The sequence below is a fragment of the Rhodococcus sp. G6(2025) genome (genome assembly GCF_058628105.1).
The window spans coordinates 2,510,374-2,536,528 of record NZ_CP179750.1; the positions used below are offsets into that span (position 1 = coordinate 2,510,374).

General features: G+C 68.0%; 26 protein-coding genes. 17 read left to right on the forward strand and 9 right to left on the reverse strand.

Translation table 11 applies throughout. The features are described 5' to 3' along the window. Positions 1 to 29 precede the first annotated feature (29 nt). From nuoL to ACLIVD_RS11395, 4 genes are all read left to right on the forward strand, one after another. Entirely contained in the window at positions 30 to 1,952 is a 1,923-nt protein-coding gene (gene nuoL, locus ACLIVD_RS11380; RefSeq protein WP_491932488.1) for an NADH-quinone oxidoreductase subunit L, read from the forward strand. Next, positions 1,949 to 3,520 (forward strand): NADH-quinone oxidoreductase subunit M, encoded by a 1,572-nt coding sequence (locus ACLIVD_RS11385; protein ID WP_317568043.1) that lies wholly within the window; start codon positions 1,949 to 1,951, stop codon positions 3,518 to 3,520. Before nuoL ends, ACLIVD_RS11385 begins: the two co-directional genes overlap by 4 nt. Further along, a complete protein-coding gene (gene nuoN / locus ACLIVD_RS11390; RefSeq protein WP_491932489.1) occupies positions 3,517 to 5,139 on the forward strand; it encodes an NADH-quinone oxidoreductase subunit NuoN in 1,623 nt (540 codons plus the stop codon). Before ACLIVD_RS11385 ends, nuoN begins: the two co-directional genes overlap by 4 nt. Positions 5,140 to 5,304: 165 nt before the next feature. Further along, entirely contained in the window at positions 5,305 to 6,039 is a 735-nt protein-coding gene (locus tag ACLIVD_RS11395) for a DUF1906 domain-containing protein (RefSeq protein WP_280781593.1), read from the forward strand. A 3-nt stretch (positions 6,040 to 6,042) separates the two neighbouring features. On the opposite strand, the gene ACLIVD_RS11400 is transcribed toward ACLIVD_RS11395, so the two are convergent. Then, positions 6,043 to 6,546, reverse strand: a complete 504-nt coding sequence (locus ACLIVD_RS11400; protein WP_283331319.1) for a nuclear transport factor 2 family protein — start codon at positions 6,544 to 6,546, stop codon at positions 6,043 to 6,045. A 325-nt stretch (positions 6,547 to 6,871) separates the two neighbouring features. On the opposite strand from ACLIVD_RS11400, the gene ACLIVD_RS11405 reads away from it, so the two are divergent. Further along, the gene (locus ACLIVD_RS11405) at positions 6,872 to 7,342 is read left to right on the forward strand and encodes a MarR family winged helix-turn-helix transcriptional regulator (protein ID WP_280781595.1); all 471 of its coding nucleotides are present in this window, start codon (positions 6,872 to 6,874) and stop codon (positions 7,340 to 7,342) included. A gap of 10 nt (positions 7,343 to 7,352) precedes the next feature. Here the strand turns inward: ACLIVD_RS11405 and ACLIVD_RS11410 are convergent, their stop codons facing one another. Beyond that, positions 7,353 to 7,703 (reverse strand): hypothetical protein, encoded by a 351-nt coding sequence (locus tag ACLIVD_RS11410; RefSeq protein ID WP_280781596.1) that lies wholly within the window; start codon positions 7,701 to 7,703, stop codon positions 7,353 to 7,355. 110 nt (positions 7,704 to 7,813) lie between these two features. Further along, positions 7,814 to 8,596 carry an Rv1157c family protein gene (locus ACLIVD_RS11415; protein ID WP_198602241.1) on the reverse strand — a complete coding sequence of 261 codons (783 nt, stop codon included), beginning with the start codon at positions 8,594 to 8,596 and terminating at the stop codon, positions 7,814 to 7,816. A gap of 318 nt (positions 8,597 to 8,914) precedes the next feature. On the opposite strand from ACLIVD_RS11415, the gene ACLIVD_RS11420 reads away from it, so the two are divergent. Further along, a complete protein-coding gene (locus tag ACLIVD_RS11420) occupies positions 8,915 to 10,246 on the forward strand; it encodes a mannosyltransferase (RefSeq protein WP_280781597.1) in 1,332 nt (443 codons plus the stop codon). Here ACLIVD_RS11420 and ACLIVD_RS11425 read toward each other — a convergent pair. Then, the gene (locus tag ACLIVD_RS11425) at positions 10,194 to 10,478 is read right to left on the reverse strand and encodes a 4a-hydroxytetrahydrobiopterin dehydratase (protein WP_005239148.1); all 285 of its coding nucleotides are present in this window, start codon (positions 10,476 to 10,478) and stop codon (positions 10,194 to 10,196) included. The two genes, ACLIVD_RS11420 and ACLIVD_RS11425, sit on opposite strands and share 53 nt — an antisense overlap. 58 nt (positions 10,479 to 10,536) lie before the next feature. Between ACLIVD_RS11425 and ACLIVD_RS11430 the strand changes: the two genes are divergently transcribed. Then, positions 10,537 to 10,917, forward strand: coding sequence for a (deoxy)nucleoside triphosphate pyrophosphohydrolase (locus tag ACLIVD_RS11430; protein ID WP_280781620.1), 381 nt, complete (start codon positions 10,537 to 10,539; stop codon positions 10,915 to 10,917). A gap of 2 nt (positions 10,918 to 10,919) precedes the next feature. Here the strand turns inward: ACLIVD_RS11430 and ACLIVD_RS11435 are convergent, their stop codons facing one another. Then, positions 10,920 to 11,096, reverse strand: coding sequence for a hypothetical protein (locus ACLIVD_RS11435; RefSeq protein ID WP_005253649.1), 177 nt, complete (start codon positions 11,094 to 11,096; stop codon positions 10,920 to 10,922). Between the two features lie 333 nt (positions 11,097 to 11,429). Between ACLIVD_RS11435 and typA the strand changes: the two genes are divergently transcribed. The 6 genes from typA (at position 11,430) to ACLIVD_RS11465 (ending at position 18,404) form a co-directional block, all read left to right on the forward strand. Then, positions 11,430 to 13,337, forward strand: coding sequence for a translational GTPase TypA (typA, locus tag ACLIVD_RS11440; protein ID WP_009479182.1), 1,908 nt, complete (start codon positions 11,430 to 11,432; stop codon positions 13,335 to 13,337). Between the two features lie 122 nt (positions 13,338 to 13,459). Beyond that, positions 13,460 to 15,280 (forward strand): ABC transporter family substrate-binding protein, encoded by a 1,821-nt coding sequence (locus ACLIVD_RS11445; protein ID WP_283331318.1) that lies wholly within the window; start codon positions 13,460 to 13,462, stop codon positions 15,278 to 15,280. Then, positions 15,277 to 16,155, forward strand: a complete 879-nt coding sequence (gene mshB, locus ACLIVD_RS11450) for an N-acetyl-1-D-myo-inositol-2-amino-2-deoxy-alpha-D-glucopyranoside deacetylase (RefSeq protein WP_283331317.1) — start codon at positions 15,277 to 15,279, stop codon at positions 16,153 to 16,155. Before ACLIVD_RS11445 ends, mshB begins: the two co-directional genes overlap by 4 nt. A gap of 99 nt (positions 16,156 to 16,254) precedes the next feature. Beyond that, complete coding sequence (locus ACLIVD_RS11455) at positions 16,255 to 16,413, forward strand: hypothetical protein (RefSeq protein WP_005239161.1); 159 nt, start codon at positions 16,255 to 16,257, stop codon at positions 16,411 to 16,413. A 14-nt stretch (positions 16,414 to 16,427) separates the two neighbouring features. Next, positions 16,428 to 16,856, forward strand: a complete 429-nt coding sequence (locus ACLIVD_RS11460; RefSeq protein ID WP_283331316.1) for a hypothetical protein — start codon at positions 16,428 to 16,430, stop codon at positions 16,854 to 16,856. Positions 16,857 to 16,886: 30 nt separating this feature from the next. Then, positions 16,887 to 18,404, forward strand: coding sequence for a catalase (locus ACLIVD_RS11465; protein WP_280781601.1), 1,518 nt, complete (start codon positions 16,887 to 16,889; stop codon positions 18,402 to 18,404). Here ACLIVD_RS11465 and ACLIVD_RS11470 read toward each other — a convergent pair. Then, the gene (locus ACLIVD_RS11470) at positions 18,401 to 18,778 is read right to left on the reverse strand and encodes a VOC family protein (protein WP_280781602.1); all 378 of its coding nucleotides are present in this window, start codon (positions 18,776 to 18,778) and stop codon (positions 18,401 to 18,403) included. The genes ACLIVD_RS11465 and ACLIVD_RS11470 overlap by 4 nt on opposite strands. 39 nt (positions 18,779 to 18,817) lie before the next feature. Between ACLIVD_RS11470 and ACLIVD_RS11475 the strand changes: the two genes are divergently transcribed. Next, entirely contained in the window at positions 18,818 to 19,651 is an 834-nt protein-coding gene (locus ACLIVD_RS11475) for a uroporphyrinogen-III synthase (RefSeq protein ID WP_283331315.1), read from the forward strand. Positions 19,652 to 19,717: 66 nt separating this feature from the next. Here the strand turns inward: ACLIVD_RS11475 and ACLIVD_RS11480 are convergent, their stop codons facing one another. The 3 genes from ACLIVD_RS11480 to ACLIVD_RS11490 are packed head-to-tail and all read right to left on the reverse strand — an operon-like array spanning position 19,718 to position 22,454. Further along, entirely contained in the window at positions 19,718 to 20,431 is a 714-nt protein-coding gene (locus ACLIVD_RS11480) for a uracil-DNA glycosylase (RefSeq protein ID WP_283331314.1), read from the reverse strand. Then, a complete protein-coding gene (locus ACLIVD_RS11485) occupies positions 20,416 to 21,957 on the reverse strand; it encodes a PH domain-containing protein (RefSeq protein ID WP_283331313.1) in 1,542 nt (513 codons plus the stop codon). The genes ACLIVD_RS11480 and ACLIVD_RS11485 overlap by 16 nt, the downstream gene beginning before the upstream one ends. Continuing rightward, positions 21,954 to 22,454: a PH domain-containing protein gene (locus ACLIVD_RS11490; RefSeq protein WP_283331312.1), complete on the reverse strand. Its 501-nt coding sequence runs from the start codon at positions 22,452 to 22,454 to the stop codon at positions 21,954 to 21,956. Before ACLIVD_RS11490 ends, ACLIVD_RS11485 begins: the two co-directional genes overlap by 4 nt. A gap of 83 nt (positions 22,455 to 22,537) precedes the next feature. Between ACLIVD_RS11490 and ACLIVD_RS11495 the strand changes: the two genes are divergently transcribed. Genes ACLIVD_RS11495 through ACLIVD_RS11505 form a run of 3 tightly spaced genes read left to right on the forward strand, consistent with a single transcriptional unit; the run spans position 22,538 to position 26,155 of the window. After that, positions 22,538 to 22,723, forward strand: a complete 186-nt coding sequence (locus tag ACLIVD_RS11495; protein ID WP_005566848.1) for an Rv3202a family protein — start codon at positions 22,538 to 22,540, stop codon at positions 22,721 to 22,723. Positions 22,724 to 22,769: 46 nt separating this feature from the next. Next, positions 22,770 to 25,397, forward strand: a complete 2,628-nt coding sequence (locus ACLIVD_RS11500) for a bifunctional FO biosynthesis protein CofGH (protein WP_491932490.1) — start codon at positions 22,770 to 22,772, stop codon at positions 25,395 to 25,397. Continuing rightward, a complete protein-coding gene (locus tag ACLIVD_RS11505; RefSeq protein WP_280785102.1) occupies positions 25,394 to 26,155 on the forward strand; it encodes a hypothetical protein in 762 nt (253 codons plus the stop codon). The genes ACLIVD_RS11500 and ACLIVD_RS11505 overlap by 4 nt, the downstream gene beginning before the upstream one ends.

Here is a 26,155-nt window from a genome sequence, read left to right on the forward strand (position 1 = left end):
GACGACGACGCCCCGATCGGCGGTGCGGCATGAGCGGAACGCTCTCGTCGGCCGTGTGGCTGCTGCCGGTTCTGCCCCTACTCGGCGCCGCCGTGCTCCTGCTGGCGGGCCGCCGCAGCGATGCGTGGGGCCATCTCCTCGGCTGCGCGACGGCATTGGTCTCCTTCGCGCTCGGCGTCGTCTTCTTCGTCGACATGCTGGGCAGGGACGCCGCCGAGCGGGTCGTGCACCAGACCCTGTTCAGCTGGGTGCCGGTCGGCGAACTCCAGGTGGATTTCGGTCTCCAACTCGACCAGCTGTCCATGTGCTTCGTTCTGCTGATCACCGGGGTGGGTTCGCTGATCCACATCTACTCGGTCGGCTACATGGCGCACGATCCGGAGCGCAGGCGATTCTTCGCCTACCTCAACCTGTTCCTCGCGGCGATGCTGCTGCTGGTGCTGGCCGACAACTTCCTGGGCCTGTACGTCGGCTGGGAGGGCGTCGGTCTCGCCTCGTACCTGCTCATCGGGTTCTGGCAGTACAAGCCGTCCGCGGCGGCGGCCGCGAAGAAGGCGTTCGTGGTCAACCGCGTCGGCGACATGGGCCTGGTCCTCGCGATCATGATCATGTTCTCGACTTTCGGCTCGATCGAATTCGCCGACGTGTTCACGCGTGCCGACGCCGCCAGCGAGGGGGTGCTCACCGCGATCGGGCTCGCGCTGCTGCTCGCCGCCTGCGGCAAATCGGCGCAGGTCCCGTTGCAGTCCTGGCTCGGTGACGCGATGGAGGGCCCGACACCGGTGTCGGCGCTCATCCACGCCGCGACCATGGTCACGGCGGGTGTGTATCTGATCGTCCGGTCTAACGCGATCTTCGACCTGGCCCCGAATGCCCAGCTCGCCGTGGTGATCGTCGGGGCGGTGACCCTGCTGTTCGGCGCGATCATCGGCTGCGCGAAGGACGACATCAAGAAGGCGCTGGCGGCCTCCACGATGAGCCAGATCGGGTACATGGTGCTGGCCGCCGGTCTGGGACCGGCCGGGTACGCGTTCGCGATCATGCTGCTGCTCACCCACGGCTTCTTCAAAGCCGGCCTGTTCCTCGGCGCCGGCTCGGTGATGCACGGCATGAACGACGAGGTGAACATGCGCCGCTACGGCGGTCTGCGCACCGTCATGCCGATCACGTTCGTCACGTTCGGGCTGGGATACCTGGCCATCATCGGGATTCCGCCGTTCTCCGGCTTCTTCTCCAAGGACAAGATCATCGAAGCGGCGTTCGCCGCCGAGGGCGTCCAGGGCGTCGTCCTCGGAACGGTCACGTTGCTCGGCGCGGGACTCACCGCCTTCTACATGACCAGGGTGATGCTGATGACCTTCTTCGGACAACCGCGGTGGGCTTCCGGGGCGGGCGACGGAAAGGGGGATGTTCCCGTCGCCGACCCACACGAATCGCCAGGGGTGATGACGGTGCCGATGATCCTGCTCGCGGTGGGCTCGGTCGCCGCCGGCGCCCTACTCGCCGTCGGCTCCTCCCTGCAGCACTGGCTGGAACCGGTGGTCGGTGCCCACCACGGCGAGCCCGCCCTGCCCGTGTGGGCGATCACCGCACTCACGCTGGTGGTGGTGCTCGCGGGAGTCGCGGTGGCCTACCGGCAGTACGCCCGGCAGCCGATCCCCGAGGTCGCGCCTGCCGACGTCACCGCGTTCACTGTTGCGGCCCGGAAGGACCTGTACGGCGACGCGTTCAACGAGGCGGCGCTGATGCGTCCCGGGCAGGAACTGACGCGAACACTCGTGACCGTCGACGGCAGCGGCGTCGACGGTGCCGTCAACGGGTTCGCCGCGCTCGTCGGCGGAACGTCGATGCGGGTGCGGCGCCTGCAGACCGGGTTCGTCCGGTCGTACGCGCTGTTCATGTTCGCGGGTGCGGCCCTCCTGGTCGCCACGATGCTGGTGAGGCTGTGGTGAGCGGCTTCCCGTGGCTGACCGCCCTCTGGGTACTGCCACTCGTCGGCGCCGGTGTGGTCCTGGCATTGCCCGTCCACAAGCGCGCCCTCGCGAAATCCGTCGCCGTGGGCGTGTCCGTTTTGGTGCTGTGCCTGGCGGTCGTGCTGGCGATCCGGTTCGATCCGACCGGCGAGCAATACCAGTTCGTGGAATCCCACGCCTGGATCCCGGCGTTCGGCACCCGGTACATCCTGGGCCTGGACGGAATAGCGCTCGTCCTGGTGCTCCTCACCACCGTTCTGGTGCCGCTGCTGTTGCTGGCGGGGTGGAACGACGGTGACACCGCGCCCGACTACGGGCAGCGGCGGATGGCCCACACGTACGTGGCGCTGACGCTGATGGTCGAGGCGATGGTGATCGTGTCGTTCACCGCCCTCGACGTCCTGCTCTTCTACATCTTCTTCGAGGCCATGCTCATCCCGATGTACTTCCTGATCGGAGGATTCGGCGGGGTGGGGAGGTCGTACGCCGCGGTGAAGTTCCTGCTCTACAACCTGTTCGGCGGGCTGATCATGCTCGCCGCGGTCATCGGGGTGTACGTGGTGACGGCGCGTCAGGACGTCTTCGGCGGCGGCACCTTCGACTTCCGGGTGATCGTCGCCGAAGGGCTGGACGCCGACCCCGGCGTGCTGAAGGCACTGTTCCTCGGTTTCATGTTCGCGTTCGCGGTCAAGGCGCCGTTGTGGCCGTTTCACACGTGGCTGCCGGGCGCCGCGGTGGAAGCCACCCCTGCGAGTGCGGTGCTCATGATGGCCGTGGTGGACAAGGTCGGGACGTTCGGCATGCTGCGGTACTGCCTGCAGATGTTCCCGGAGGCGTCCGCATACTTCGCTCCGTTCGTCACGGTGCTGGCGGTAATCGGAATCATCTACGGCGCGGTACTGGCCATCGGTCAGACCGACGTGATGCGACTGATCGCCTACACGTCGATCTCGCACTTCGGGTTCATCATTCTCGGCATCTTCGCCATGACGAGCCAGGGACAGGCCGGTTCGACGCTGTACATGGTCAACCACGGCATCTCGACCGCGGCGTTGTTCCTGATCGCGGGGTTCCTGGTGTCGCGGCGCGGCACCCGCCTCATCGCCGACTACGGCGGCGTGCAGAAGGTCGCGCCGGTGATGGCCGGGACGTTCCTCGTGGCGGGCCTCGCAACGCTGTCGCTGCCGGGGCTGGCACCGTTCATCAGCGAGTTCCTCGTCCTGGTCGGCACGTTCTCGCGCTACCAGATCGCTGCCGTGGTCGCGACTTTCGCGCTCGTCCTCGCCGCGATCTACGTGCTGTGGCTCTATCAGCGGATGATGACCGGGCCGCTGAAGGAGGGCAACGAGACCGTCCGCGATCTCGTGCGCCGTGAGATCGCGGTGGTGGCACCGCTGATCGCCCTGCTGCTCGTCCTCGGCGTCTACCCCAAGCCCGTGCTGGACGTCATCACCCCCGCGGTCGGCCACGTCCTCGTCACTGTCGGTCAGCACGATCCTGCACCCACCGTCGCCGGGCAGGACCCAGAGGGAGGCACACACCGATGAGTACCTCCGAACTCGTACTCGCCCAGTCCACGACGCTGCGCGCGCCGGACATCGAATACGGTCAGCTGGCACCCATGTTGATCGTGTTCGGCGTGGCCGTCGCCGGTGTGCTCGTCGAGGCGTTCCTGCCCCGGCGCGGCCGCTACTCGAGCCATCTCGTCCTCGCGCTCGGGGGACTCACCGCCGCGTTCGTGGCCGTCGTCATGCTCGCCGGGACCCGCGACTCCGCAGTCGGGGGCGCGGTGGCCGTCGACGGTCCGACGCTGTTCCTCCAGGGGACGATCCTGCTGATCTCGATACCCGCGATCCTGCTGATCGCCGAGCGGAGCGTCGACAGTGGGGTCCGAGTGGCGACCGCGGAGGTCACAGCCGCGAGCGGAGCCGAGCCGGAAGGCGGAACCGACGCCTTCACCCCGCAGGCGTTCGCCGTCCCCGGCAGCGTCGCCGAACGGGAGGCCACCAAGAACGCCCCGGGGCATACCGAGGTCTTTCCCCTCACCCTGTTCGCGGTCGGCGGGATGCTCCTGTTCCCGGCGTCCAACGACCTCCTCACCATGTTCGTCGCGCTCGAGGTGCTCTCGCTGCCCCTGTATCTGCTGTGCGGGCTGGCGCGGCGTCGCCGTCTCCTGTCGCAGGAGGCCGCCCTCAAATACTTTCTGCTCGGGGCGTTCTCGTCGGCATTCTTCCTGTTCGGTGTGGCCTTGCTGTACGGCTACGCGGGCACCGTCGAGTTGCCGCGGATCGCGGACGCGCTCGCCCGGGGCGCCGACGACAAGACGCTGGCGCTGATCGGTACCGCGCTCCTGTCGGTGGGCCTGCTGTTCAAGATCGGCGCCGTCCCGTTCCACTCGTGGATTCCCGACGTCTATCAGGGTGCGCCGACTCCGATCACCGCCTTCATGGCGGCGGCCACCAAGGTCGCGGCCGTCGGCGCGATGCTGCGCATCTTCTACGTGGCTCTGCCCGACCTGCGCGCGGACTGGCGGCCCGTGATGTGGGGCGTCGCCATCCTCACCATGGTGGTCGGTGCGGTCATGGCCGTCACGCAGAACGATGTCAAGCGGATGCTCGCGTACTCGTCGGTCGCGCACGCCGGGTTCATCCTCACCGGTCTGATCGCGGCCAACCGGGCGGGTCTGTCGTCCACGATGTTCTACCTCCTGGCATACGGATTCAGCACACTCGGCGCGTTCGCCGTCGTCACCCTGGTGCGGGACAGCCGGGGCGAGGCGACGGACCTGTCGCGGTGGGCGGGGCTGGGTCGGCGTTCGCCACTGGTCGGCGGGGTCTTCGCACTGTTCCTGCTCGCATTCGCCGGAATCCCGCTGACGAGTGGGTTCGTCAGCAAGTTCGCGGTCTTCCAGGCCGCCATCGAGGGCGGTGCCGTTCCGCTCGTCCTCGTCGGTGTCGTCAGCAGCGCGATCGCGGCGTTCTTCTACGTCCGCGTCATCGTCCTGATGTTCTTCTCGGAGCCGCAGAGCGACGCCCCGACGATCGTGGTGCCCAGCATGTTCACCGCCGCGGCCATCGCCGTCGGAGTGGTGGTGACGGTGGTGCTCGGAATCCTGCCGCAGGGGGCACTCGATCTGGCCGACCAGGCTGCGGTGTTCTTCCGCTGACGCGTTGCGCCACCCGGTTCGGCGCGGGTCGCGAGTGTCCGATGTGACGGATGTAGTCCAAGTGGCTGGCGGGACCCGTGTGAGTGTGGTGGAATGCAAACCGGACAACATACCGACTGAGCGAGAGTGAATGTCGGAGACACGCCGGAGCGCGACCGATCGGATATGGGGGCCACAGTGCAGATTTCTCGGAGAGACCTGTTCCGGTACGCGGCAGCGGGATCCGCCGTGGCCGGGATCGCGGCGCTCACGTCCACCACGTCCTCGGTCGCCGTCGCGAAGGCGGACAGTCTCGGCATCCTGATCGACTACGCCGGTGGGGTGCCGTCGGCGGACGCCATCCTCGAGGCCGGTTATGCCGGCGCCATCCGCTACGTGTCCGACCGCCGTCCCGGCGCCGAATGGATGGAAGGCAAGCCGATGCTCGCCGACGAGGCGCAGGCGTTGCTCGACGCCGGACTGTCGGTCGTCTCGTGCTATCAGTTCGGCAAGGGTCCGACGGCCGATTGGCGCGGCGGTCTCGAGGCGGGCAAGCGGCACGCGGAGCGTGGGCTCGAATTGCATCTCGCCGCAGGAGGTTCCGAGGATCGACCCATTTACGCGTCCATCGACGACAATCCCACGCCCGCCGATTTCCTCACCATGATCGCCCCGTACCTCGCCGGGTGGGAGTCAGTGGTCGGCAAGGCGAACACCGGCATCTACGCCAACTCCACGACGCTGGATCTGGCGGTGCTCGCCGGCCTCGGGTCGTGGTACTGGCAGCACGACTGGGGCACACCCGAGGGGTACGTCCACCCGTCGGCGCACCTGCACCAGTACGAGATCGACGCGAGCAACGTCGACGGGATCGGTATCGATCTCAACGACATCCTCAAGCCCGACTACGGCCAGTGGTGACCGCTAGGCCGCCGGTTGCCCGCCCATCCTCGTGAGCCACTCCCGGGCGTCGTCGGGTAGCGTGCCAGCGGCTTCCGCTGCGCGACACCACTTCTTGGCCGCGGCGAGGAAATTCATCGGGTTGTACGCGTCTTCCTCACGCGACCACAGGTTGTCGCCGGCGTAGTGCAGGATCGTGATGTTCGCTGCGGCGTGCTCCGAACCGTCGCCGGGATCCTCCATGGGGTTGTCGATCTCGCAGATGACCCATCCGCGGTCCTCGTCGAGCACGTACCAGTTCGCCGGGAACGCGGTCATCCGGCTACCGGGGAAGGCCGACATGGTGCGCGTGACCCATTTCCGAATGGCCTCGCGTCCGTCGAAGTGTCCGAAGGCGTGCTCGACGTACACGGCGTCCTCCGTGAAGAGGTCGGCGAAGCCGTTCCAGTCTCCGAGTTCGACGCAGCGGCTGACGGTTCGCTGGTAGTGCGCGAAGGCCTCTTCGAGCTCGGCACGACTCCACGGCATGTGTGCATCCCCTTCTCTCGTCCGGCACCCGAGCGCGAGCGCCTCCGGAAATAAGAACACGTTTCAGTTCGTGGGTGGGGCATTTTCCGGTGGATGGGACGGCGTGAAACGCTCCTCGGCGCAACTCCGATTACCTGTTGTCACTCTTTTCACTCTGGAACCCGGAGGTTCTCCCATGGAGCTGCTCGTCAATTTCGTGTACACCGTCGCCTCGGTCCTCTACACCGCGCTGTTCGTCAACGGGTCCTGATCGGGATGTGCACGCTACACATCTTGTGTATGGTGCACAATAATGCCTCGGGCAGAATGACGGTAACTACGGGAGGTGTCGGTGTCCGAACGCGACGAGGTGGCGGCTGCTGTCGAGAACGAATTGACATTGCTGTCGCGCTATCACGCCCATGCGCAACGGGCGGGATTCCAACTCGACCGTTCCGCCTACCTCCTCCTCGGACGACTGGAACTGGAACATCCGCTCAGCCTGAAACAGCTCGCCGAGGCCTTCCGGCTCGACATCTCGACGATCAACCGGCAGATCGGCGCCTTGCTGAAGCGCGGCCTCGTCGAACGCGTCCCCGACCCGGACGGGGGAATGGCCCGCAAGGTCGAGGCCACCGCGCTGGGACTCGAACAGCTTCACGCCGACCGGGCGCTGGGCCGAAAAGGCGTCGAGCGCATCATCGCCGAGTGGAGCGACCACGACCGGGGCGAGCTGCGCCGGCTGCTGACGAAGTTCAACGGCGAAATCGAGAAGTACGACGGCAACTCCTGGCCGCGCACCGGGCGGACGTCCTGACCCGACCGAGTCAGGACTGGACGTGCGCGGTCGCGTCCCGGGCGAGGTCCGGTTCCTCGGCGATGACCGTGAGGTGAGGGTGTTCCGGCGGCGAGTCGTGCCACCCCCTCCAGGACATCAGGGACCACCGCGACAGCCCCGACAGCGCAGACCCGAGGCTGGCGAACGAGGCGGTGCTCAGTGCCGAGCCGGCCGACCCGACCGACCCGATCGAGAGCACTGAGCCGACACTCCCGATGGACAGGATGGAGTAGGCGGAGCCGATCGAGAGAATCGACCCCTCCGAACGGATCGACAGTATCGAACGCCGGGCGTGTCGCGATCGCAGTGAGTGGTCGGGTGTGTGATGCGTCGAGGGCATTCCTCGGTCTACCACGGTGGTGCCGTCGGCAAACAGTGAACCGGTGCAGACGTGAGTGAAGGGCCCTTCCGAATTTTCCGGAGGGCCCTTCACTCGTCAGCTGTGAGGAGTTACGCGACCTGGAACATGCCGACGGTGGGGAGGAAGCTGCACGTGATCGGCGCGGCGCCCTCTTTCTGCGTGGTCAGTCCACCCGACACGACCGCGAGGACGCGGCCGGGGCCGGTGTCCGCGATCGCCGACAGGGTTGCCGGTCCGTCGGGGTTGATCTTGGCCTCGTTGGTGAGGTTCTGGGTGGCGCGGCGCTGGTTGTCCAGGTTGATCCACGTCACGGTCAGCGGCTCGGGCTGTTCGGCGGCAACGGAACTGGTTCCGAGGGCGGTGAACACGAAACCGGCCTGACCTGCCTTGGGTCCGGGCGGGGGCAGCTGGGCCGGACCGGGGACCGCGAGTGCGGTGCCCACGGAGTCGGCGCCCTCTCCGATGCAGCCCTTGCCGATCGTCGGGTAGAGGAACTGCGCGATGACGGGTGCGTTCTCCTGCGGGATCTCGGGGCCGCCGCCGCCGCTGCCGTCGAGGAACGTGATGACGCGCTCGAGAGTGGACTTGAGCTCCGGCGGGATGCCGGGGGACTCGAGGAGGATGCGGGCCTGGTCCAGGATCGCGTCCTGAGGTCCTGCGGCGATGTCTTCGGTACCAGCGGCTGCGCCGATGATCGCGGGTGCGAACGATGCGAGCATCTCCACGGGGATGCCTTCGGGCACGGGCGGCGGCGTCGGCTGCGCATTCGCCTGGGCCGGCACTGCCATTGCGGCTGCTGCGGCAACAGCGAGAGCAGTTACTGCTCTGCGCATACCTCGGGTTCGAAGCACAGTCTCCCCATCCTTAGTCATAACAGCGTGGACGACAACTCAATCCACGTCTGACGGCTCGGGGGGTCACTCTATGTACAGCGCCCCCGGGTTGTACAGCTCACGAGTTCGTTCACCGATAGCTGCGGCATCCCGGTGGGAGTGTATGGCATACAGACCCCGACGGTGATCTTCCGGTGACCATAGCTTGTGGCACGTGTGGTTCGTGTGATTGGTGATGCAACTGTTACGCGCGGCTACGGACACCTCGGGGTCCGCGGCGGGCGCCGTCTACGCTGTGCGGGACCGTTTCGGGATCGGCTGAGACATCTACACACCTCACGGGGAGAGCACCACACTGTGTCCGACCATGCAGCGTCCGACGACGGAGCAGCCTCCGACGACCCGTCATCCGAGCGTTCTCCCACGTCGTCCCGGGGAGCGTCCGCCCTGCACGGCCTGTTACGGTGCGCGCCTGTACTTCTCGTGCTGTCGGTGCTCGGGCGAATGGCGTGGACGCTGTTGAGTCCCAACGGGATGAACCTCGTCGACCTGCACGTCTACGTCGACGGTTCCGAGGCGCTCCGCGGTGGCAGTCTCTACGACTTCACCTATTCGGAAGTGACACCGGACTTTCCGCTGCCGTTCACCTACCCGCCGTTCGCCGCGCTGGTCTTCTTTCCCCTGCACTACCTGCCGTTCCCGCTGGTCGGGGTCGGCTGGCAACTGCTCACCATCCTCGCCCTGTACGCGCTGGCGCGCATGAGCCTCGGGCTCGTGCTCGGTGACGCCGCGCGCAGCCCGCACTGGCGGGCGGTCGCGGTGCTGTGGACCACGGTGGGGGTGTGGGTGGAACCGGTGCGCACCACGCTGGACTACGGCCAGATCAACGTGTTCCTCGCGCTGCTCGTGATGACCGCGGTCCGCAGCTCCCGGTGGTGGCTGTCCGGTGCGCTCGTCGGTTTCGCCGCCGGGATCAAGCTGACCCCCGCGATCACCGGCCTCTACTTCCTGATGCAGCGCCGATGGAAGGCCGCGGTCTTCTCGGGTGTCGCGTTCGCCGCGACCGTCGGAGTCAGCTATCTCCTGATCGGCTCGGAGGCGCGGGAGTACTTCACCCACCTGCTCGGCGACGCCGACCGCATCGGGCCGGTCGGCTCGGTGTGGAATCAGTCCCTGCGCGGCGCGTTGTCGCGGCTGCTCGGGTACGACGTCGAGACGGGCGCCCTCTGGCTGCTGGCCGTGGCGGTCACGGTGGTCCTCGCCGTCCTGGCCTGGCGGGCGATCGCCCGGGACGATCGGCTCGGCACCCTCGTCATCGTCGAGCTCCTGGGGCTGCTCGTCTCACCGATCTCGTGGTCACACCACTGGGTGTGGGTCATTCCGATGCTGATCTGGCTGCTGCACGGCCCCTACGGATCGATGCTGGGAACCCGGATCCTCGCCGGATACTGGCTCGTCACCACCCTCATCGGCGTGCCGTGGGTGCTCAGCTTCTTCCAGGACTCGATCTGGCTGATCTCCCGGCCCGCGGTACTCGCGTGGCTGGGCACGGTCGACGTGGTCGGCGCGTTCGGTGTCTACGCCTGGGTGGCCTACGCCGGGCGCCGCCCGAAGCGTGCCGTGGCCGCCGCCCCGGTCAGCCCGCCAGTGAGTCGATCTGCGCAGCAAGATCCAGATCCAGCTGCGTGAGCCCGCCCGCGGAATGCGTCGACAGCGTGTAGGTGACCTTGCGCCACCTGATGTCGATGTCCGGATGGTGGTTCGCGGCCTCCGCCGCCTCCGCGACCTTCCGGACCAGCTCGACGGCTTCGGGGAAACTCGGCGACTCGACGGTGCGGACGAGGGAATCACCCGCCCGCCGCCACCCGGGCAGTTCTGCGAGCGCGGTGTCGATCTCTCCGTCTGACAGCAACTCGGCCATACCCCATGATGGTGCGGTGCCAGTGGAACGTGCAAGGCCTGTCGACCACGCCGGCGAGGTGGTGGCGGCCGCGATCATCGTCGACGGCCGGCTGTTGCTCGCGCAGCGGACGCGGCCACCGGAACTCGCGGGACTGTGGGAGCTGCCCGGCGGCAAGGCGGAGGCGGGGGAGACCGCCGAGGACGCGCTGCGCCGCGAACTGCGGGAAGAACTCGGGATCGAGGTGTCGGGCGGCGACCGGATCGGCGACGACGTGCCGCTGCCCGACGGCCGGGTGCTTCGCGCGTACCGGGTGGAACTGGTGTCGGGAACACCCGTCGCGCTCGACCACGCGGACCTGCGGTGGGTGGACGGACGGGAACTGGGGGAGATCGACCTCGTCGGCAACGACCGCGGGTGGGTGCCGGACCTGCGGCTGCACCTGAACGGGTGGGGCTGACCTCAGGCCGCGCGGGCCTTCTTGAGCCCCTTCTTCAGTTCCTTCTTGGACGCGCCCTCGTTCTCGAGCTTCTTCATGCGCATGATGACCACCGGGCACTTGATGCAGCGCGTCTTGCTGCGGCAGCACTTCTTCTTCGGCTTGAGACCCGAGACCTTGCTGGCCTTCACCTTGCCCATACTCGGCTCGGCCTTCCTACTACGGGGAACACCGGTATCGCCGGCTCCACCCAGGTTAGCGTCCCCTCAGCTTTCGGCCCCGACTCACGCGCGATTCGGGCCGAATTCGACGTGGCGCAGATCACTTTACGCTGGTCGGGCAGGGCTCGGGCAGCCGGCGATGCGCGAAGTAGCCGCTCGGGCGGGTAGTATTCACGTGGCCGCGATGCCTGCACTGGGCGATTTACCATCGCCTCGACGAGGATTCTGAATCGAGATGACAAGGCGGCCGCCAGAAAGCCGTGCGAGGGAACTTTCGCGTGGCCGAATCAACTCAGCCAGGAGAGCCACCGCGTGACCATCACCAGCTTCCGTAACGTTGCCATCGTCGCACACGTCGACCACGGCAAGACCACTCTCGTCGACGCCATGTTGCGTCAGTCGGGGGCATTCGAGGAGCGCGCCGAACTGGTCGATCGCGTCATGGACTCCGGCGACCTCGAACGCGAGAAGGGCATCACCATCCTCGCGAAGAACACCGCCGTCCACAAGCATCACGCCGACGGCAGTGTCACGGTCATCAACGTCATCGACACCCCCGGTCACGCCGACTTCGGTGGCGAGGTCGAGCGCGGCCTGTCCATGGTCGACGGTGTCGTCCTGCTCGTCGACGCATCCGAGGGCCCGCTGCCCCAGACCCGCTTCGTGCTGCGCAAGGCGCTCGCCGCGTCGCTGCCCGTCATCCTCGTGGTCAACAAGACCGACCGTCCCGACGCCCGCATCGAAGAGGTCGTCTCCGAGAGCCACGACCTGCTGCTCGACCTGGCGTCCGACCTCGACGACGAGGCCGCGGAAGCCGCCGAGCTCGCCCTCGACCTTCCCGTTCTGTACGCCTCGGGCCGCGAGGGCAAGGCGTCCAAGGTTCAGCCCGAGAACGGTCACGCACCGGACGCCGAGAACCTCGACGCCCTGTTCGAGGTGCTCCTCAACTACGTGCCCGCACCCAAGGGCAACGTCGACGCGCCGCTGCAGGCCCACGTCACCAACCTCGACGCCTCCGCGTTCCTCGGCCGCCTCGCCCTGGTCCGTATCCACAACGGCGAGCTGACCAAGGGCCAGACCGTCTCCTGGTGTCGCGAGGTGGACGGCGAGCCCGTCGTCACCAAGGCCAAGATCACCGAACTGCTCGCCACCAAGGGCGTCGAGCGTCAGCCCGCCGAGAAGGCCGTCGCCGGTGACATCGTCGCCGTCGCCGGTTTCCCCGACATCATGATCGGCGACACCCTCGCCGACCTGGAGAACCCGGTCCCGCTGCCGCGGATCACCGTCGACCAGCCCGCCATCTCGGTGACCATCGGCACCAACACCTCACCGCTCGTCGGCCGGGTCAGCGGACACAAGCTGACCGCCCGCATGGTGAAGTCGCGTCTCGACCAGGAACTCGTCGGCAACGTCTCGCTCAAGGTCCTCGACATCGGTCGCCCCGACGCCTGGGAGGTTCAGGGCCGTGGTGAGCTCGCGCTCGCCATCCTGGTCGAGCAGATGCGCCGCGAGGGCTTCGAGCTGACCGTCGGCAAGCCGCAGGTGGTCACCCGTCAGGTCGACGGCAAGGTGCACGAGCCCTTCGAAGAGCTCACCATCGACAGTCCCGAGGAGTACCTCGGCGCCATCACCCAGCTCCTCGCCAACCGCAAGGGCAAGATGGTGCAGATGGCCAACCACGGCGCGGGCTGGGTCCGGATGGAGTTCATCGTCCCGTCGCGCGGCCTGATCGGTTTCCGCACCGACTTCCTCACCGAGACCCGCGGCACCGGCATCGCGAACGCCGTGTTCCACGGCTACGCGCCGTGGGCCGGCGAGATCCGCGCCCGCCACACCGGCTCGCTCGTCTCGGACCGCACCGGTTCGGTCACCCCGTTCGCGATGATCCAGCTCGCCGATCGCGGAACGTTCTTCGTCGAACCCGGCGCCGACACCTACGAGGGCATGGTCGTGGGCATCAACCCGCGCCAGGAGGACCTCGACATCAACGTCACCCGCGAGAAGAAGCTGACCAACATGCGTCAGTCCTCCGCCGACGTGATGGAGACCCTCGCCAAGCCCATCAAGCTCGAGCTCGAAGGCGCGATGGAGTTCTGCGCCGGCGACGAGTGCGTGGAGGTCACCCCGGAGGTCGTGCGCGTGCGCAAGGTGCACCTGTCGGCCACCGACCGTGCCCGTGAGCGTTCACGCTCCAAGGCCCGCGACAAGGCTGCTCTGTAGTCGGCACGTCCGACCACGTCATACACAACCGGGCGAATGTACCTTCGGTCGATCGCCGGCCGAAGGTACATTCGCTCGTGGGTTTCCGGAGCCTTCCGGTATCTCTGAGGAAAGGCGGCGCGGTGGTTGCTGGGGGTCGACTCGCGAGAGTTCGAGGAGTACGGGGCCGAAGGCGCGGGAACGGTGCGGCGGTGACCGCGCTCCTGCTGGCAGTGTCGACGGCGATGCTCACGTCGTGCACCGCCGATCCGCCCCCGCCGGTCGAGAGCACCGACAGCCCCAAGCCGACGGTGTCGCCGACCGAGAAGCAGCCCGTCGTCGTCGCCATCGACGACGTGGGCAGCGGATTCAACCCGCACCTCCTGTCGGACCAGTCGCCGGCGAATTCCGCGGTCAGCGCCCTCGTGCTGCCGAGCCCGTTCCGGCCGGTGCCCGATACTGCCCGCCCAGGCGGCAGCACCTGGATTCCCGACTCCTCGCTGGTGATCTCCGCGGACGTCACGTCGCAGGAACCGTTCACCGTCACGTACCAGCTGCGGAACGAGGCGCAGTGGTCCGACGGCGCGCCCATCGCCGCCGAGGACTTCCGCTACCTGTGGCAGCAGATGATCAGTGCCCCCGGCGTGGTCGACCCCGCAGGCTACGAGCTGATCGAGGACGTCAGGTCGTCCGGTGGCGGCAAGACGGTCAGCGTCGTCATGAAGGCCGCCTACCCGGCGTGGCGTGAACTCTTCACCGACCTGCTGCCGTCGCATCTCATCAAGGATTCCCCCGGCGGCTTCGCGACCGGACTGTCCGAGAACATCCCGGTGTCGGGCGGGCACTTCCACATCAAGTCGATCGACCGCGGACGCGACGAGATCCTGCTCGAACGCAACGACCGGTTCTGGGACAAACCGGCGACGCCCGACCAGATCCTGATGCGCCGCGACGGCACCCCGTCGCAGCTCGCCGACTCGATGCGCAACAACGACACGCATATCGTCCAGATTCACGGGGGCACAGCCACTTCCGCCCAGCTGGCGGCGATCCCGACGGTGCGGACGGGTTCGTCTTTCCAACCGCGCGGACTCGACCTCACGCTGAACGGCCGGGTTCCCGAACTCGCGGACGTCCGGGTGCGGAAGAGTCTTCTGGAGCTGCTGGACACCGACCTGCTCGCCGTCGTCGGGGCCGGCAGTGAGGCGGCGGCGGTCCCGGCGCGCTCGCAGGTCTACGCCCCCTCCGATCCCGGTTACACCGCGACCGCACCCGCACGGCCGGGCCGCGAACAGGTGCTCGCGCAGCTGGCCGAGTACGGATACGTCGCCGAAACTTCCACGGGCACCGTCGTTCCCACAGGCGTGGCGCCGTCGACCCGGCTCGTCCGCGACGGCGTCCCGCTGACGCTCGCCATCGGGACACCCGAGGGTGACGACACCGCCAGTGCAGTCGCCAACACGGCCGCCGACCAGTTGCGCGGCGCCGGTGTCGACGCCACCGTGACGTCGCTGCCCGCTGAGGAGTTGTACGGGGAGTCGCTGAGCAAGGGTGAGATCGGGGCGGTCGTGGGTTGGTCGCGCGCCGGATCCGACCCGGCGACGGCGCTGGCCTCCCGTCACAGTTGCCCGCCCGCAGTGGTCGCGGCAACGCAGCCGAACACCGAAACCGCCGACCCCGAACGTGATTCGGTTGCGGACGCCGAGGCCCCGTCGAATCTGTCGGGAGTCTGCGACCCCACCCTTCAGCCGTCCATCGACGCCGCGCTGCGGGGGGTCGGTGATGTGCCGCAAGCTCTCGCCGACGCCGACCGCAAACTGTGGGATCTGGCCGCGGTGCTACCGATCATGCAGGACCGCACACTCGTCGCGGCGGGACCCGGCGTCGACGGGGTGTCGCTGTCGGGGGCCGTGCCGGTCGGAATATTCAGTGACGCAGCGGACTGGAGCAGGATCAAGGAATGAGTGAGCGGCGACTTCTGCTGGTTCATGCCCATCCCGACGACGAGACCCTCACCACCGGCGGCACCATCGCCCGCTACGCCGCCGAGGGCGCCGACGTTCACGTCCTGACGTGCACGCTCGGCGAGGAAGGCGAGGTGATCGGCGACGAGTGGGCGCAGCTGGTCGCCGACGCCGCCGATCAGCTCGGCGGTTTCCGGATCGGCGAACTGACGTCCGCGCTGTCGTGTCTCGGTGCGGGAAGGCCGCGGTTCCTGTCGGGGGCGGGGCACTTCCGTGATTCCGGCATGGCGGGCACGGCGTCGGCAGCCAACCCGCGCGCCTTCGTCAACGCCGACCGCGACTCCGTGACCGCCGCGATGGTGGCCGTCATCCGGGAACTGCGGCCGCACGTCGTGGTCACCTACGACCCGGACGGCGGGTACGGGCACCCCGACCACATCCAGGTGCACACGGTCACCACCGCGGCCGTCGAGGCGGCGGGTTCGGCGCAGTACCCGGACTGCGGCGAACCGTGGGAGGTCGCAAAGCTGTACTGGACGGTGACCGAGGCGAGCGCGCTCGAGTCGGGAATCTGCCGTATCGGAGACATCCCCGACGGCTGGCGGTTGCCGGAGCCCGGCGAATTGCCGAGCGTCCCGGACGCGGACGTGACGACGGTGATCGACGTGCGGGGCGTGCTCGACGCGAAGAGGGAAGCGTTGTCGGCGCACGCCACCCAGGTGACGGTGGCGCCGAGCGGCACCGAGTACGCGCTCTCCAACGACATCGCACAGCCGATTCTGGCGGAGGAACACTTCGTGCTGGTCCGCGGCGCCGCCGGGGAGCGGGACGCCGACGGCAGGGAACGGGACCTCTTCGGTGGCATCGGTCACTGACCGCAGGTATCTGTGACGAGCCTTACGTATTACACTGTGGCCCACGTCACGCAGCGGCCCCGGTCGAGTCCGTGTGACACCCGTCAGGAGAGGCGATAGATGTACAACTGGGATGTTCAGAACGCCATCGTCGCGTTCGTCGATACGCTCCGGCCGTCGTGGCCGGCCCAGCACGACCTGTACTACAGCGTGCTGTACGGATTCGCCGACATGCAGAGCCATTTGCTGACCCTGCTGGGCTACCCGCCCGTCGCCTGATCCACTATTGACACATGACCGTCGGCACCGCAGCGAAACCCGGGCACCTCGATGTTCTGGGGAGGGTCACCCTCGCGCTGCTGGTGTTCGACGGTTTTCTGTGCGCCGTCCTCTCGGTGCTCTTCCTGCCCACCTACCTCGGCGCCACGCCGTTCCCGATCAGCATCCTCGCCGCCGCGGTCGCCAACCTGGCGCTGGTGATCGCAGCCAAGTCGACGACCGGCCGGGTGGGCACGGGCGTGCTGCCGCTCACGGGGTGGGGGTTCGGTTTCCTGCTCTGCATGTTCGGCGGTCCGGGCGGCGACGTGCTCATGCTCGCGTCCGTCTGGACGCTCCTGCTCCTGATCGGTTCACTGGTCCCGGCGGCGGTCTACCTGTGGAAAGTCAGCGCGAAGGCGGCGTTCGGATCTGTTTCACCGACGGTGGGCGAGGGTACGCGGTAGCGACCAGCAGTCTGCTGAAGGAGCACCGCGATGACAGATCAGAACTTCACGACCGACGACGCCGGCATCCCGGTACCGAGTGACGAGCACTCGCTCACGATCGGGACGGACGGGCCGATCCTGCTCCAGGATCACTATCTGATCGAGAAGATGGCCCAGTTCAACCGCGAACGCGTTGCGGAGCGCCAACCGCACGCCAAGGGAGGCGGGGCGTTCGGACGGTTCGAAGTTACCGAAGATGTCTCCGCCTACACGAAAGCCGATCTATTCCAACCCGGCAAGAAGACGGACCTGCTGATCAGGTTCTCGTCCGTGGCCGGCGAGCGCGGCAGCCCGGACACGTGGCGCGACCCACGTGGATTCGCCGTGAAGTTCTACACCGACCAGGGCAACTACGACATGGTCGGGAACAACACACCTGTTTTCTTCGTGCGCGACCCGATGAAGTTCCAGGACTTCATCCGCTCGCAGAAGCGACGTGCCGACAACAACCTCCGCGACCACGACATGCAGTGGGACTTCTGGACGTTGTCCCCGGAGTCGGCGCACCAGGTCACGTGGCTCATGGGCGACCGCGGCATCCCGCGCACCTGGCGGCACATGAACGGGTACTCCAGCCACACGTACATGTGGGTGAACGCCGCCGGCGACAAGTTCTGGGTGAAGTACCACTTCAAGACCGACCAGGGCATCGAGTTCTTCACGCAGCACGAGGGCGACCAGATGGCGTCCATGGACACCGATTACCACACGCGAGACCTGTGGGAGCACATCGAAGGTGGCGAGTACCCGAGCTGGACCTTGAACATGCAGATCATGCCGTTCGCGGATGCCGACGACTACCGGTTCAACCCGTTCGACCTCACCAAGGTGTGGCCGCACAGCGACTACCCGCTGATCCCCGTCGGCCGGATGACGCTCGACCGCAACCCCACGGACTACCACTGTGAGATCGAACAGGCCGCGTTCGAGCCCAGCAACCTGGTCCCCGGCATCGGCCCGAGCCCGGACAAGATGCTGATCGGCCGACTGTTCTCCTACCCGGACGCCCACCGCTACCGTATCGGCGCCAACTACAAGGAGCTGCCCGTCAACAGGCCGCACGTGCCCGTCCGCTCGTACTCGAAGGACGGCAACATGCGGCACCACAACCCCGGGGATCCGGTCTACGTGCCGAATTCCAAGGGCGGCCCGCACGCCGACCCGTCGCAGGTGGGGGAGACCGCCACCTGGTACAGCGCCGGCGACATGGTCCGCTCGCCGTACGCGCTCCACAGGGAGGACGACGACTGGGGGCAGGCCGGGACGATGGTCCGTGAAGTGCTCGACGACGCCGCCCGGGACCGCTTGGTGGACAACATCGTCGGCCATCTGCTGAACGGCGTCAGCGAACCGGTTCTGGCGAAGGCGTTCGAGTACTGGCGCAACGTCGACAAGACCCTCGGCGATCGGATCGCCGACGGTGTCGGGAAGAAACAATCGGAGACCGACCCGAAGGCGGGCGAACAGGCCAATGCGGCGCGCAGCAGCGCGCAGGCGAAGGCCTAACGCTCGAACGCCACCGGGTGCCGAGGCTGGTACAGCATCATCTCGCCCGCACCGGGAATCTTCACGGACGTGGTGAGGCCGTACCCGTCGTCGCGGATTCCGCGGGTGAACTCGGCACCCTTGGCCTCGAGTTCCGCGACGGTCGACTCGATGTCGTCGCACATCAGGGAGATCTCATGGTGCGGCCGCGTCGACCACGGCTCACCGCCCCGATCGTCCGAGGTGGGGTGCACACCCATCTCGGACGGTCCGGTGCGGAAAATCAGCCAACCGCCGCCGGCGTCGACGTGTGACCAGCCGAGCACGTCGCGGAAGAAGTCGCGGGCCGCCTCGGCGTCGTCGGCGTAGACCAATGTGTGCACAGCAGTGATCATGTGGGCAGCTTAGTGCGATTCGTCCGTCACACTGGGAGAATGTCGAACGACGAACTTTCCGGACTGACCATCGCCGTCACCGCCGAACGCCGGGCCGCCGAGTTCATCACGCTCCTCGAACGGCACGGGGCCGCCATCGTCCACACACCGGCCATCCACGTGCTGCCGCTCGTCGACGACACCGATCTGCGGTCCCGCACCGCCGACATCATCGCGTCGCCGCCGGACCTACTCGTCGTCAGCACCGCCGTCGGATTCCGCGGATGGCTGGACGCGGCGCGGGCCTGGCACGAGGAGGACGCACTGCTCGCCGCCCTGCAATCGGCGCGGATCATCACCCGCGGTCCCAAGGCGAAGGGCGCCGTCCGCGGCGTCGGCCTGCGCGAGGAGTGGTCGCCGGAAACCGAATCGTCCGAAGAGGTGCACCAACACCTCGTCGCCGAGGGTGTGCGCGGTCTACGAGTCGCGGTCCAGTTGCACGGCACCATCACCGAATGGGAACCGATGACCGACCTGAGCGTCTCCCTCGCCGGCGCCGGGGCCGAGACGACGGCCGTGTCGGTGTACCGGTGGATCAGACCCGAGAACCAGCAGCCGCTGCTCACACTGCTCGACCAGATCATCCGAGCCGAGGTCGACGCCGTCACCTTCACCAGCGCACCCGCCGTGTCGTCGCTCCTCAGCACCGCGAAGGACACCGACCGCGTCGAGCCCCTCCTGCACGCATTCGCAGGTCCGGTCGCACCCGTCTGCGTCGGCTCGGTGACCGCCTCGCCCCTCACCGCCCTCGGCGTCGACACCATGCAACCCGCCCGCCCCCGGCTCGGCAGCATGGCCAAATACATCATCGAGGAACTCCCGAACCGGCGGTAGCTGGGTGAACGGCACCTTCGGCGCTTCAGGCAGGTCGGATGTACCGTTCGCCCCCCGGAGGTGTGGTCACCCGATCAAGCCGGCGACGCGGGCGGCCTCGGACAGCACCGACTCGAGCATGGCGGGCGTGAGGCGGCCGGTGAAGGTGTTCTGCTGGCTGACGTGGTAGCAGCCGAACAGGTGCAGGGGACGTTCGGCGCCGGGGAGTTCGACGTGCGCGCCGTGCCCGAACTTGGGTCGCGGCCGGGGGACGGCCCAGCCGGCGTCGTCGAGGACGGGGAGCAGCGACTGCCAGCCGAATCCGCCGAGCACGATCACCGACCGCAGGTGGGGTTGCAGGATGCGCAGTTCGGCGTCGAGCCAGTGGCGGCAGTTGTCGCGTTCGTCCGGGGTGGGCTTGTTCGCGGGCGGCGCGCAGTGCACCGGGGACGTGATGCGGACGCCGAACAGTTCGAGGCCGTCGCCGATGTGGGTGGCGGTGGGCTGGCTTGCGAGTCCCACGGCGTGGAGTGCGGCGTAGAGGAAGTCGCCGCTGCGGTCGCCGGTGAACATGCGCCCGGTGCGGTTCGCGCCGTGGGCGGCGGGGGCGAGACCGACGATCAGCAGGGACGCGTCGGGTGGACCGAATCCGGGAACCGGACGTCCCCAATAGGTTTCGTCGCGGAACGACGCGCGCTTCTCGCGTGCGACCTTCTCCCGCCATTCGACGAGGCGGGGGCAGGCTCGGCATTCGATCAGCTGCGCGTCGAGACCGGCGATGTCGGTCAGCGCCGCGCCCACACGTCACCTCCGCCGGGTGTCACCGACTCGACGAGCGACCACGCCTGGTCGGCAGGCAGATCGATCACCAGGTATTTTCCGGTGCCTGCGGGTGTGGCGGCGATGATGGTCGCCACCCCGGCCCGCCGCTGGAAGAATGTCTGCCGGACGGTCCACCCGATGATCCCGTCGGCTTCGAGGCTGTCCCGGGCGCGGTCGAGGGAGCCGCTGCGGGTGATCAGCCACCCGGGGAGCACCGCATGGCCGAGGCCGCGGTACCGGTCCCACGCCAGCAGCACACCGCCGACGGCGAGCGCGACGATCGCGGCCCACGCGGCCCAGAACACGGGCCGATCGAGGATCACGAAGACCAGGGCGACGGCGAGCGCGATCTCGGCGGGAATCAGGGCCCGCGTGTAGCGCCGCCGCTGGGCGACCGGTCCGTGCGGGGTGAGCGGTGCGGCGGCCTGGCGGTGGTCGCCGATGACGGTGGCCATCACCCGTTCCGCTTCCGCGCGCGGTGCCTGGGGGAGCAGGAGTGACGACTCCCGTCTCTCGGCGCTGACGCCGGTCATGACGGCATCCAGTCGGGCGCCGCCGGCGAGTCGGAGGAGGAGTGGTTCCTTGAGGGTCGTCCCGCGCAGGCGGGCGCGGTCCAGGGTGGTCTGACGGGTCTTCAGCAGGCCGTGGCTGACGTGCAGGGTGCGGCCGTTGTCCGTCAGCGCCATGTTGCCGTACGTCAGGAGGTACCGGATGCACGCCAGGGCGCTGGCGGCGATCAGGAGGACGACGATCCCGACGACGACGGCGATCGCGATCCCGACGCGCTCAGCGGATTCGATGCCTTCGGCCACCGTCGACGAGCGGGCGATCTTCGCGCCGATCCCGTACTGGAACGCGAGACCGACGATCGCCGCGATGGTCACCACGCCCGTCACCGAGAACGGGGCGTAGCGGACCCAGGCCGGTGTCCAGTGGCCGATCTCGGTGACCGCGGGCTCCCGCGCGATCGCGGTCGGCTCGACGTCGGGGGAGGGCTTCCGGGTGAGGAGCGCGGCCCGCAGGTCGGGAACCAGCCCGGTGGAGAGGGCGTTGAGTTCGAACTTCGCCGCGTCGGGTTTGGAACCCACCTGCTGGCCGGTGCCGATGCGCACGATCGACAGCCCGAGCAGGCGATGCAGGACCCCCGCCTCCACGTCGACGGACCGGATGCGGTTGCGTGGTACCGACAGCAGGCGTTTGCGGAACAGGCCCTGCCGCAGTTGCACGTGGACCGGGCCGATGCGGTAGCTCGTCGTGAACCAGCGCGAGATGCCGAACACCACGAACACGACGATGGCGACGAGACTCCACACGTGGTTGCCGCTCTGGGTGCCGATCACCAGCGAAATCAGCAATACGGGCAGCAGTTTGACGATCTCGTTGACGGGGTGGACGAGCAGCATCCGGCGGTCCAGGCGCAACCAGGGCTGTTCCTCCTCGGCGGCGACCGCAGCCTCGCCGTGCGCGATAGGGGGAGCGATTCCCGGTTCCGGTGCCGCACTCATGTGGCGTCACCGACATTGGTGCCCGCGATCTCGGTGAGCCGCGCGACGGTGCGGTCGGCGGTGTCCTGATCGAGGGCGGAGATCTTGACGGCACCGGCGGACGACGCCGTCGTGACGGTGACGGTCGCCAGCCCGAGCATGCGGTCGATGGGTCCGCGTTCGGTGTCGACGGTCTGGATGCGGGAGATGGGCGCGATGCGTCGTTCCTGGGTGAACCAACCGCTGCGGGTGTAGACCGCGGTATCGCTGATCTCCCAGCGGTGCACCCGGTACCGCCAGAGCGGGACGACGGCGACGTGGAGGACCGCGAGCACGACGGTGACCGTGAGGACCGTGACGTGTACCCACACGGGCCACCAGTGGAAGACGAGAGCGACGACTTGCACGACGAACAGCGGAAGCCAGAGCAGGGCGGCGTTGATCGCCCACAGTTGCTTGGCCTTGGGGCTGGGCCGCCACAGCGGGTCCGCCATCGTGACGGTGGTGGGCACACTCATGCCCCTACTTTGGCCGTGCCCCGGCATTCTGTCGAGAACCGTCCTATCGTGGGAGAACCCCCCGAAGTGAAAGGAGCGCAGACATGACGTCATTCGATGCGGCCGATTCTCCGGAGGTTCCCGAGGCAGACCGGCTCGAGCAGGAACTCGCCGTGGACGACGACAGTTCCGACGAGGTCGAAGAAGTGTCGTCACTGGAGGTGAACGAGGCGGACGTGGCCGAACAGAGCCGGGCGGTTCCGGTCGACGAGGACTACCCCCGCGAATAGCGATCCGCACGGTTCGCGGGAGTCTGGGTGGCAGTAGCCGTCGTCGATGGCGCATGATCGCTGGGTGACCCATTCAGGTGAAGAATCCGGCCGGCCCACGATGCTTCCCATGCCCGGTGTTCCGGCACCAGCTCCGTCCGGCGCCTCTGCGCAGGAAGTGGCCCCCTCCGCCTCCGCCATGCGGCGGGTGCTGCGACGTGCCCGCGACGGCGCCACTCTGAACGTGGACGAGGCGACGACCCTGCTGCAGGCCCGCGGCGACGACTTGGCCGATCTGTGTTCGTCGGCGGCGAAGGTCCGGGATGCCGGGTTGCTGGCGGCGGGCAGACCCAAGGCTGTCACGTACTCGCGTAAGGTGTTCATTCCGCTGACGCGGTTGTGCCGGGACAAGTGCCACTACTGCACGTTCGTCACCGTGCCCGGCAAGTTGCGGGCCGAGGGGCGCGGCGCGTATCTGGAACCGGACGAGGTGCTGGAGATCGCCCGGCAGGGCGCCGAATTGGGCTGCAAGGAAGCCCTCTTCACCCTCGGTGACCGCCCCGAGGATCGGTGGCCGGAGGCCAAGCAGTGGCTGGACGAGCGGGGCTACGATTCGACGCTGGACTACCTGCGTGCGATGTCGATCCGGGTGCTCGAGGAGACCGGGCTGCTGCCGCACCTGAACCCGGGTGTGATGAGCTGGGAGGAGATCTCCCGCCTCAAGCCGGTGGCTCCCTCGATGGGCATGATGCTCGAGACGACGTCCACCCGGTTGTTCACCGACAAGGGCGAGTGCCACTACGGCAGCCCCGACAAGGATCCGGCGGTGCGGTTGCGCACGCTCACCGACGCCGGACGGTTGAGTGTGCCGTTCACGACGGGCATTCTGGTGGGTATCGGCGAGACCGTGCGGGAACGGGCGGAGTCGATCATGGCGATCCGCAAGTCGCACAAGGCGTTCGGGCACGTTCAGGAAGTGATCGTCCAGAACTTTCTCGCCAAGCCCGACACCGCGATGCGCGATGCCCCGGACGCGGGTCTCGAGGAGTTCCTCGCGACCATCGCTGTGTCCCGGTTGCTGCTCGGCCCGGGGATGCGCATCCAGTCGCCGCCCAACCTGGTGTCGAACACCGAGTGCCTGGCGTTGCTGGGTGCGGGTGTCGACGACTGGGGTGGTGTGTCTCCGCTGACCCCGGACCACGTGAACCCGGAGCGGCCGTGGCCGAACCTGGACACCCTGGCCGAGATCACGGCGGAGGCCGGGTTCGAGCTCACCGAGCGCACGGCGGCGCAGCCGCAGTTCGTGCTGGCCGGCTCGCCCTGGATCGACCCGCGGATCACCGGGCACGTGCAGGCCCTCGCGGACCCGCACACCGGGCTGGCCAAGCTCGACACGAAGCCGGTCGGGTTGCCGTGGCAGGAGCCGGACGAGTCCTGGGAGTCGACGGGCCGGGTGGATCTGAACACCGAGATAGACACCGACGGCCGCAACACCGAGACGCGCAGCGACCTCGGCAGCGCGTTCGGGGACTGGGAGACCGTCCGCGAGCAGGTGTTGGAGTTGAGCGGCCCGGTGCGGGTGGACACGGACGTCGTCGCGGCGCTGCGCAGCGCCGAACGCGATCCGGCGGGGCTGTCGGATGACGAGTACTTGGCGTTGGCGACGGCGGAGGGTCCGGGGCTCGAGGCGATGGTGGCGTTGGCGGATGCGCTCCGCAAGGACGCCGTCGGCGACGAGGTGACCTATGTGGTGAACCGGAACATCAACTTCACCAACATCTGCTACACCGGCTGCCGCTTCTGCGCGTTCGCGCAGCGCAAGGGCGACGCGGACGCGTTCACCCTGTCCACCGACGAGGTCGCGGACCGGGCCTGGGAGGCGCACGTCGCGGGCGCGACGGAGGTCTGCATGCAGGGTGGCATCGACCCGGAGCTCCCGGTCACCGGGTACGCCGATCTGGTGCGCGCGGTGAAGGCGCGGGTGCCGTCGATGCACGTGCACGCGTTCTCCCCGATGGAGATCGTCAACGGCGCCTCCCGCGGTGGGCAGAGCATCCGGGACTGGTTGACGGAACTGCGCGAGGCGGGTCTGGACACCATTCCGGGCACGGCCGCGGAAATCCTCGACGACGAGGTGCGCTGGGTGCTGACCAAGGGGAAGCTGCCCACCGCCACCTGGATCGAGGTGGTGACCACGGCGCACGAGCTGGGTCTGCGGTCGAGTTCGACGATGATGTACGGGCACGTCGACAACCCGAAGCACTGGGTCGGACATCTGCGGGTGCTGCGCGGAATCCAGGACCGGACAGGCGGATTCACCGAGTTCGTCCCGCTGCCGTTCGTGCATCAGAGTGCGCCGCTGTATCTGGCGGGCGCGTCCCGTCCGGGCCCGACCAACCGTGACAACCGGGCCGTCCACGCCCTGGCCCGGATCATGCTGCACGGGCGGATCCCGAACATCCAGACCAGCTGGGTCAAGCTGGGGGTCACGGGTACCCAGGTGATGTTGCAGGGCGGCGCCAACGACCTCGGTGGCACGTTGATGGAGGAGACCATCTCCCGGATGGCGGGTTCGGAGCACGGATCCGAGAAGACCGTCGAGGAACTGCGGGCCATCGCCGAGGGAATCGGCCGCCCGGCACGCGAACGCACCACCACACACGCCCGACGCGAGGGAAGGACACCGGCGGCATGAGCGAGACGGATCGGCTGGGCGACGACACGGTCGTCGGCATCCTGGATCGCGCTGCCCGGGGCATCAACCCCGTGCTCGATCTGGCCCTCACGGATCCGTTCGGTATCAAGAGCCGGACGTTCACCCCGACAGCGGAGGACCGGGGCGCCGCGGAGGCGCTGCTCGACGGGATCGCCTGGGTTCTCGACACCGTGCAGTTCCCGGGGACGGCGTCGTGGGAGAAGGCGAGCGACGACGAGCGGGCACGGTGGTGGGTGACGCGGATCGGCGCGCTGAACACGATCGCGGTCGCATTCCCGGGCATGTTCGGGGTGCTTCTCAATCGGCTCCCGATCCAGGACGTGCTCGGGTTCGCGAATCAGGCGGTCGTTCTCGTCGCCGTCGCCCGGGAGCACGGCGTGACGAATCGGTCCGACCAGGTGGACCTGCTGGCGTCCGTGCTCTGCCGGCGTGAGACGGACGCGGTGCTCGCCGACACGACGAGATCCGATTCGGCGGACGGCGCGTCCGTGTGGCGCCCGTTCGGGCTGATCGGCGCGCTGTGGCGCACTGCCCGCACGGTGCGCGCGCTCAGTGACGAACTCGACAAGCGTCCCGGGCCGGGCTCGACCTACTCGCTGCTGGGCAACATCCCGGTGGTCGGTGTGGTGGCCGGGTATCTCGGCGAACGGGGCGCGCTGGTGAGAGCGGCGAAACAGGGCGAGCAGTGGATCGCGTCCCACGCGCCGCTGCCCGCGGCGGTACGCCGGGTCAGGTAA

Excerpts from the sequence above, each read along its gene's own strand:
- ACLIVD_RS11460 (WP_283331316.1), top strand. The coding sequence starts at position 16,428 with ATGACCGTCGGCACCGCAGCGAAACCCGGGCACCTCGATGTTCTGGGG.
- nuoN (WP_491932489.1), top strand. The coding sequence starts at position 3,517 with ATGAGTACCTCCGAACTCGTACTCGCCCAGTCCACGACGCTGCGCGCG.
- ACLIVD_RS11505 (WP_280785102.1), top strand. The coding sequence starts at position 25,394 with ATGAGCGAGACGGATCGGCTGGGCGACGACACGGTCGTCGGCATCCTG.
- ACLIVD_RS11475 (WP_283331315.1), top strand. The coding sequence starts at position 18,818 with ATGTCGAACGACGAACTTTCCGGACTGACCATCGCCGTCACCGCCGAA.
- ACLIVD_RS11500 (WP_491932490.1), top strand. The coding sequence starts at position 22,770 with ATGGCGCATGATCGCTGGGTGACCCATTCAGGTGAAGAATCCGGCCGG.
- ACLIVD_RS11485 (WP_283331313.1), bottom strand. The coding sequence starts at position 21,957 with ATGAGTGCGGCACCGGAACCGGGAATCGCTCCCCCTATCGCGCACGGC.
- ACLIVD_RS11400 (WP_283331319.1), bottom strand. The coding sequence starts at position 6,546 with ATGCCGTGGAGTCGTGCCGAGCTCGAAGAGGCCTTCGCGCACTACCAG.
- mshB (WP_283331317.1), top strand. The coding sequence starts at position 15,277 with ATGAGTGAGCGGCGACTTCTGCTGGTTCATGCCCATCCCGACGACGAG.
- ACLIVD_RS11410 (WP_280781596.1), bottom strand. The coding sequence starts at position 7,703 with ATGCCCTCGACGCATCACACACCCGACCACTCACTGCGATCGCGACAC.
- ACLIVD_RS11490 (WP_283331312.1), bottom strand. The coding sequence starts at position 22,454 with ATGAGTGTGCCCACCACCGTCACGATGGCGGACCCGCTGTGGCGGCCC.
- ACLIVD_RS11465 (WP_280781601.1), top strand. The coding sequence starts at position 16,887 with ATGACAGATCAGAACTTCACGACCGACGACGCCGGCATCCCGGTACCG.
- ACLIVD_RS11455 (WP_005239161.1), top strand. The coding sequence starts at position 16,255 with ATGTACAACTGGGATGTTCAGAACGCCATCGTCGCGTTCGTCGATACG.
- ACLIVD_RS11415 (WP_198602241.1), bottom strand. The coding sequence starts at position 8,596 with ATGACTAAGGATGGGGAGACTGTGCTTCGAACCCGAGGTATGCGCAGA.
- ACLIVD_RS11495 (WP_005566848.1), top strand. The coding sequence starts at position 22,538 with ATGACGTCATTCGATGCGGCCGATTCTCCGGAGGTTCCCGAGGCAGAC.
- ACLIVD_RS11435 (WP_005253649.1), bottom strand. The coding sequence starts at position 11,096 with ATGGGCAAGGTGAAGGCCAGCAAGGTCTCGGGTCTCAAGCCGAAGAAG.
- nuoL (WP_491932488.1), top strand. The coding sequence starts at position 30 with ATGAGCGGAACGCTCTCGTCGGCCGTGTGGCTGCTGCCGGTTCTGCCC.
- ACLIVD_RS11470 (WP_280781602.1), bottom strand. The coding sequence starts at position 18,778 with ATGATCACTGCTGTGCACACATTGGTCTACGCCGACGACGCCGAGGCG.
- ACLIVD_RS11425 (WP_005239148.1), bottom strand. The coding sequence starts at position 10,478 with ATGGCCGAGTTGCTGTCAGACGGAGAGATCGACACCGCGCTCGCAGAA.
- ACLIVD_RS11395 (WP_280781593.1), top strand. The coding sequence starts at position 5,305 with ATGGGGGCCACAGTGCAGATTTCTCGGAGAGACCTGTTCCGGTACGCG.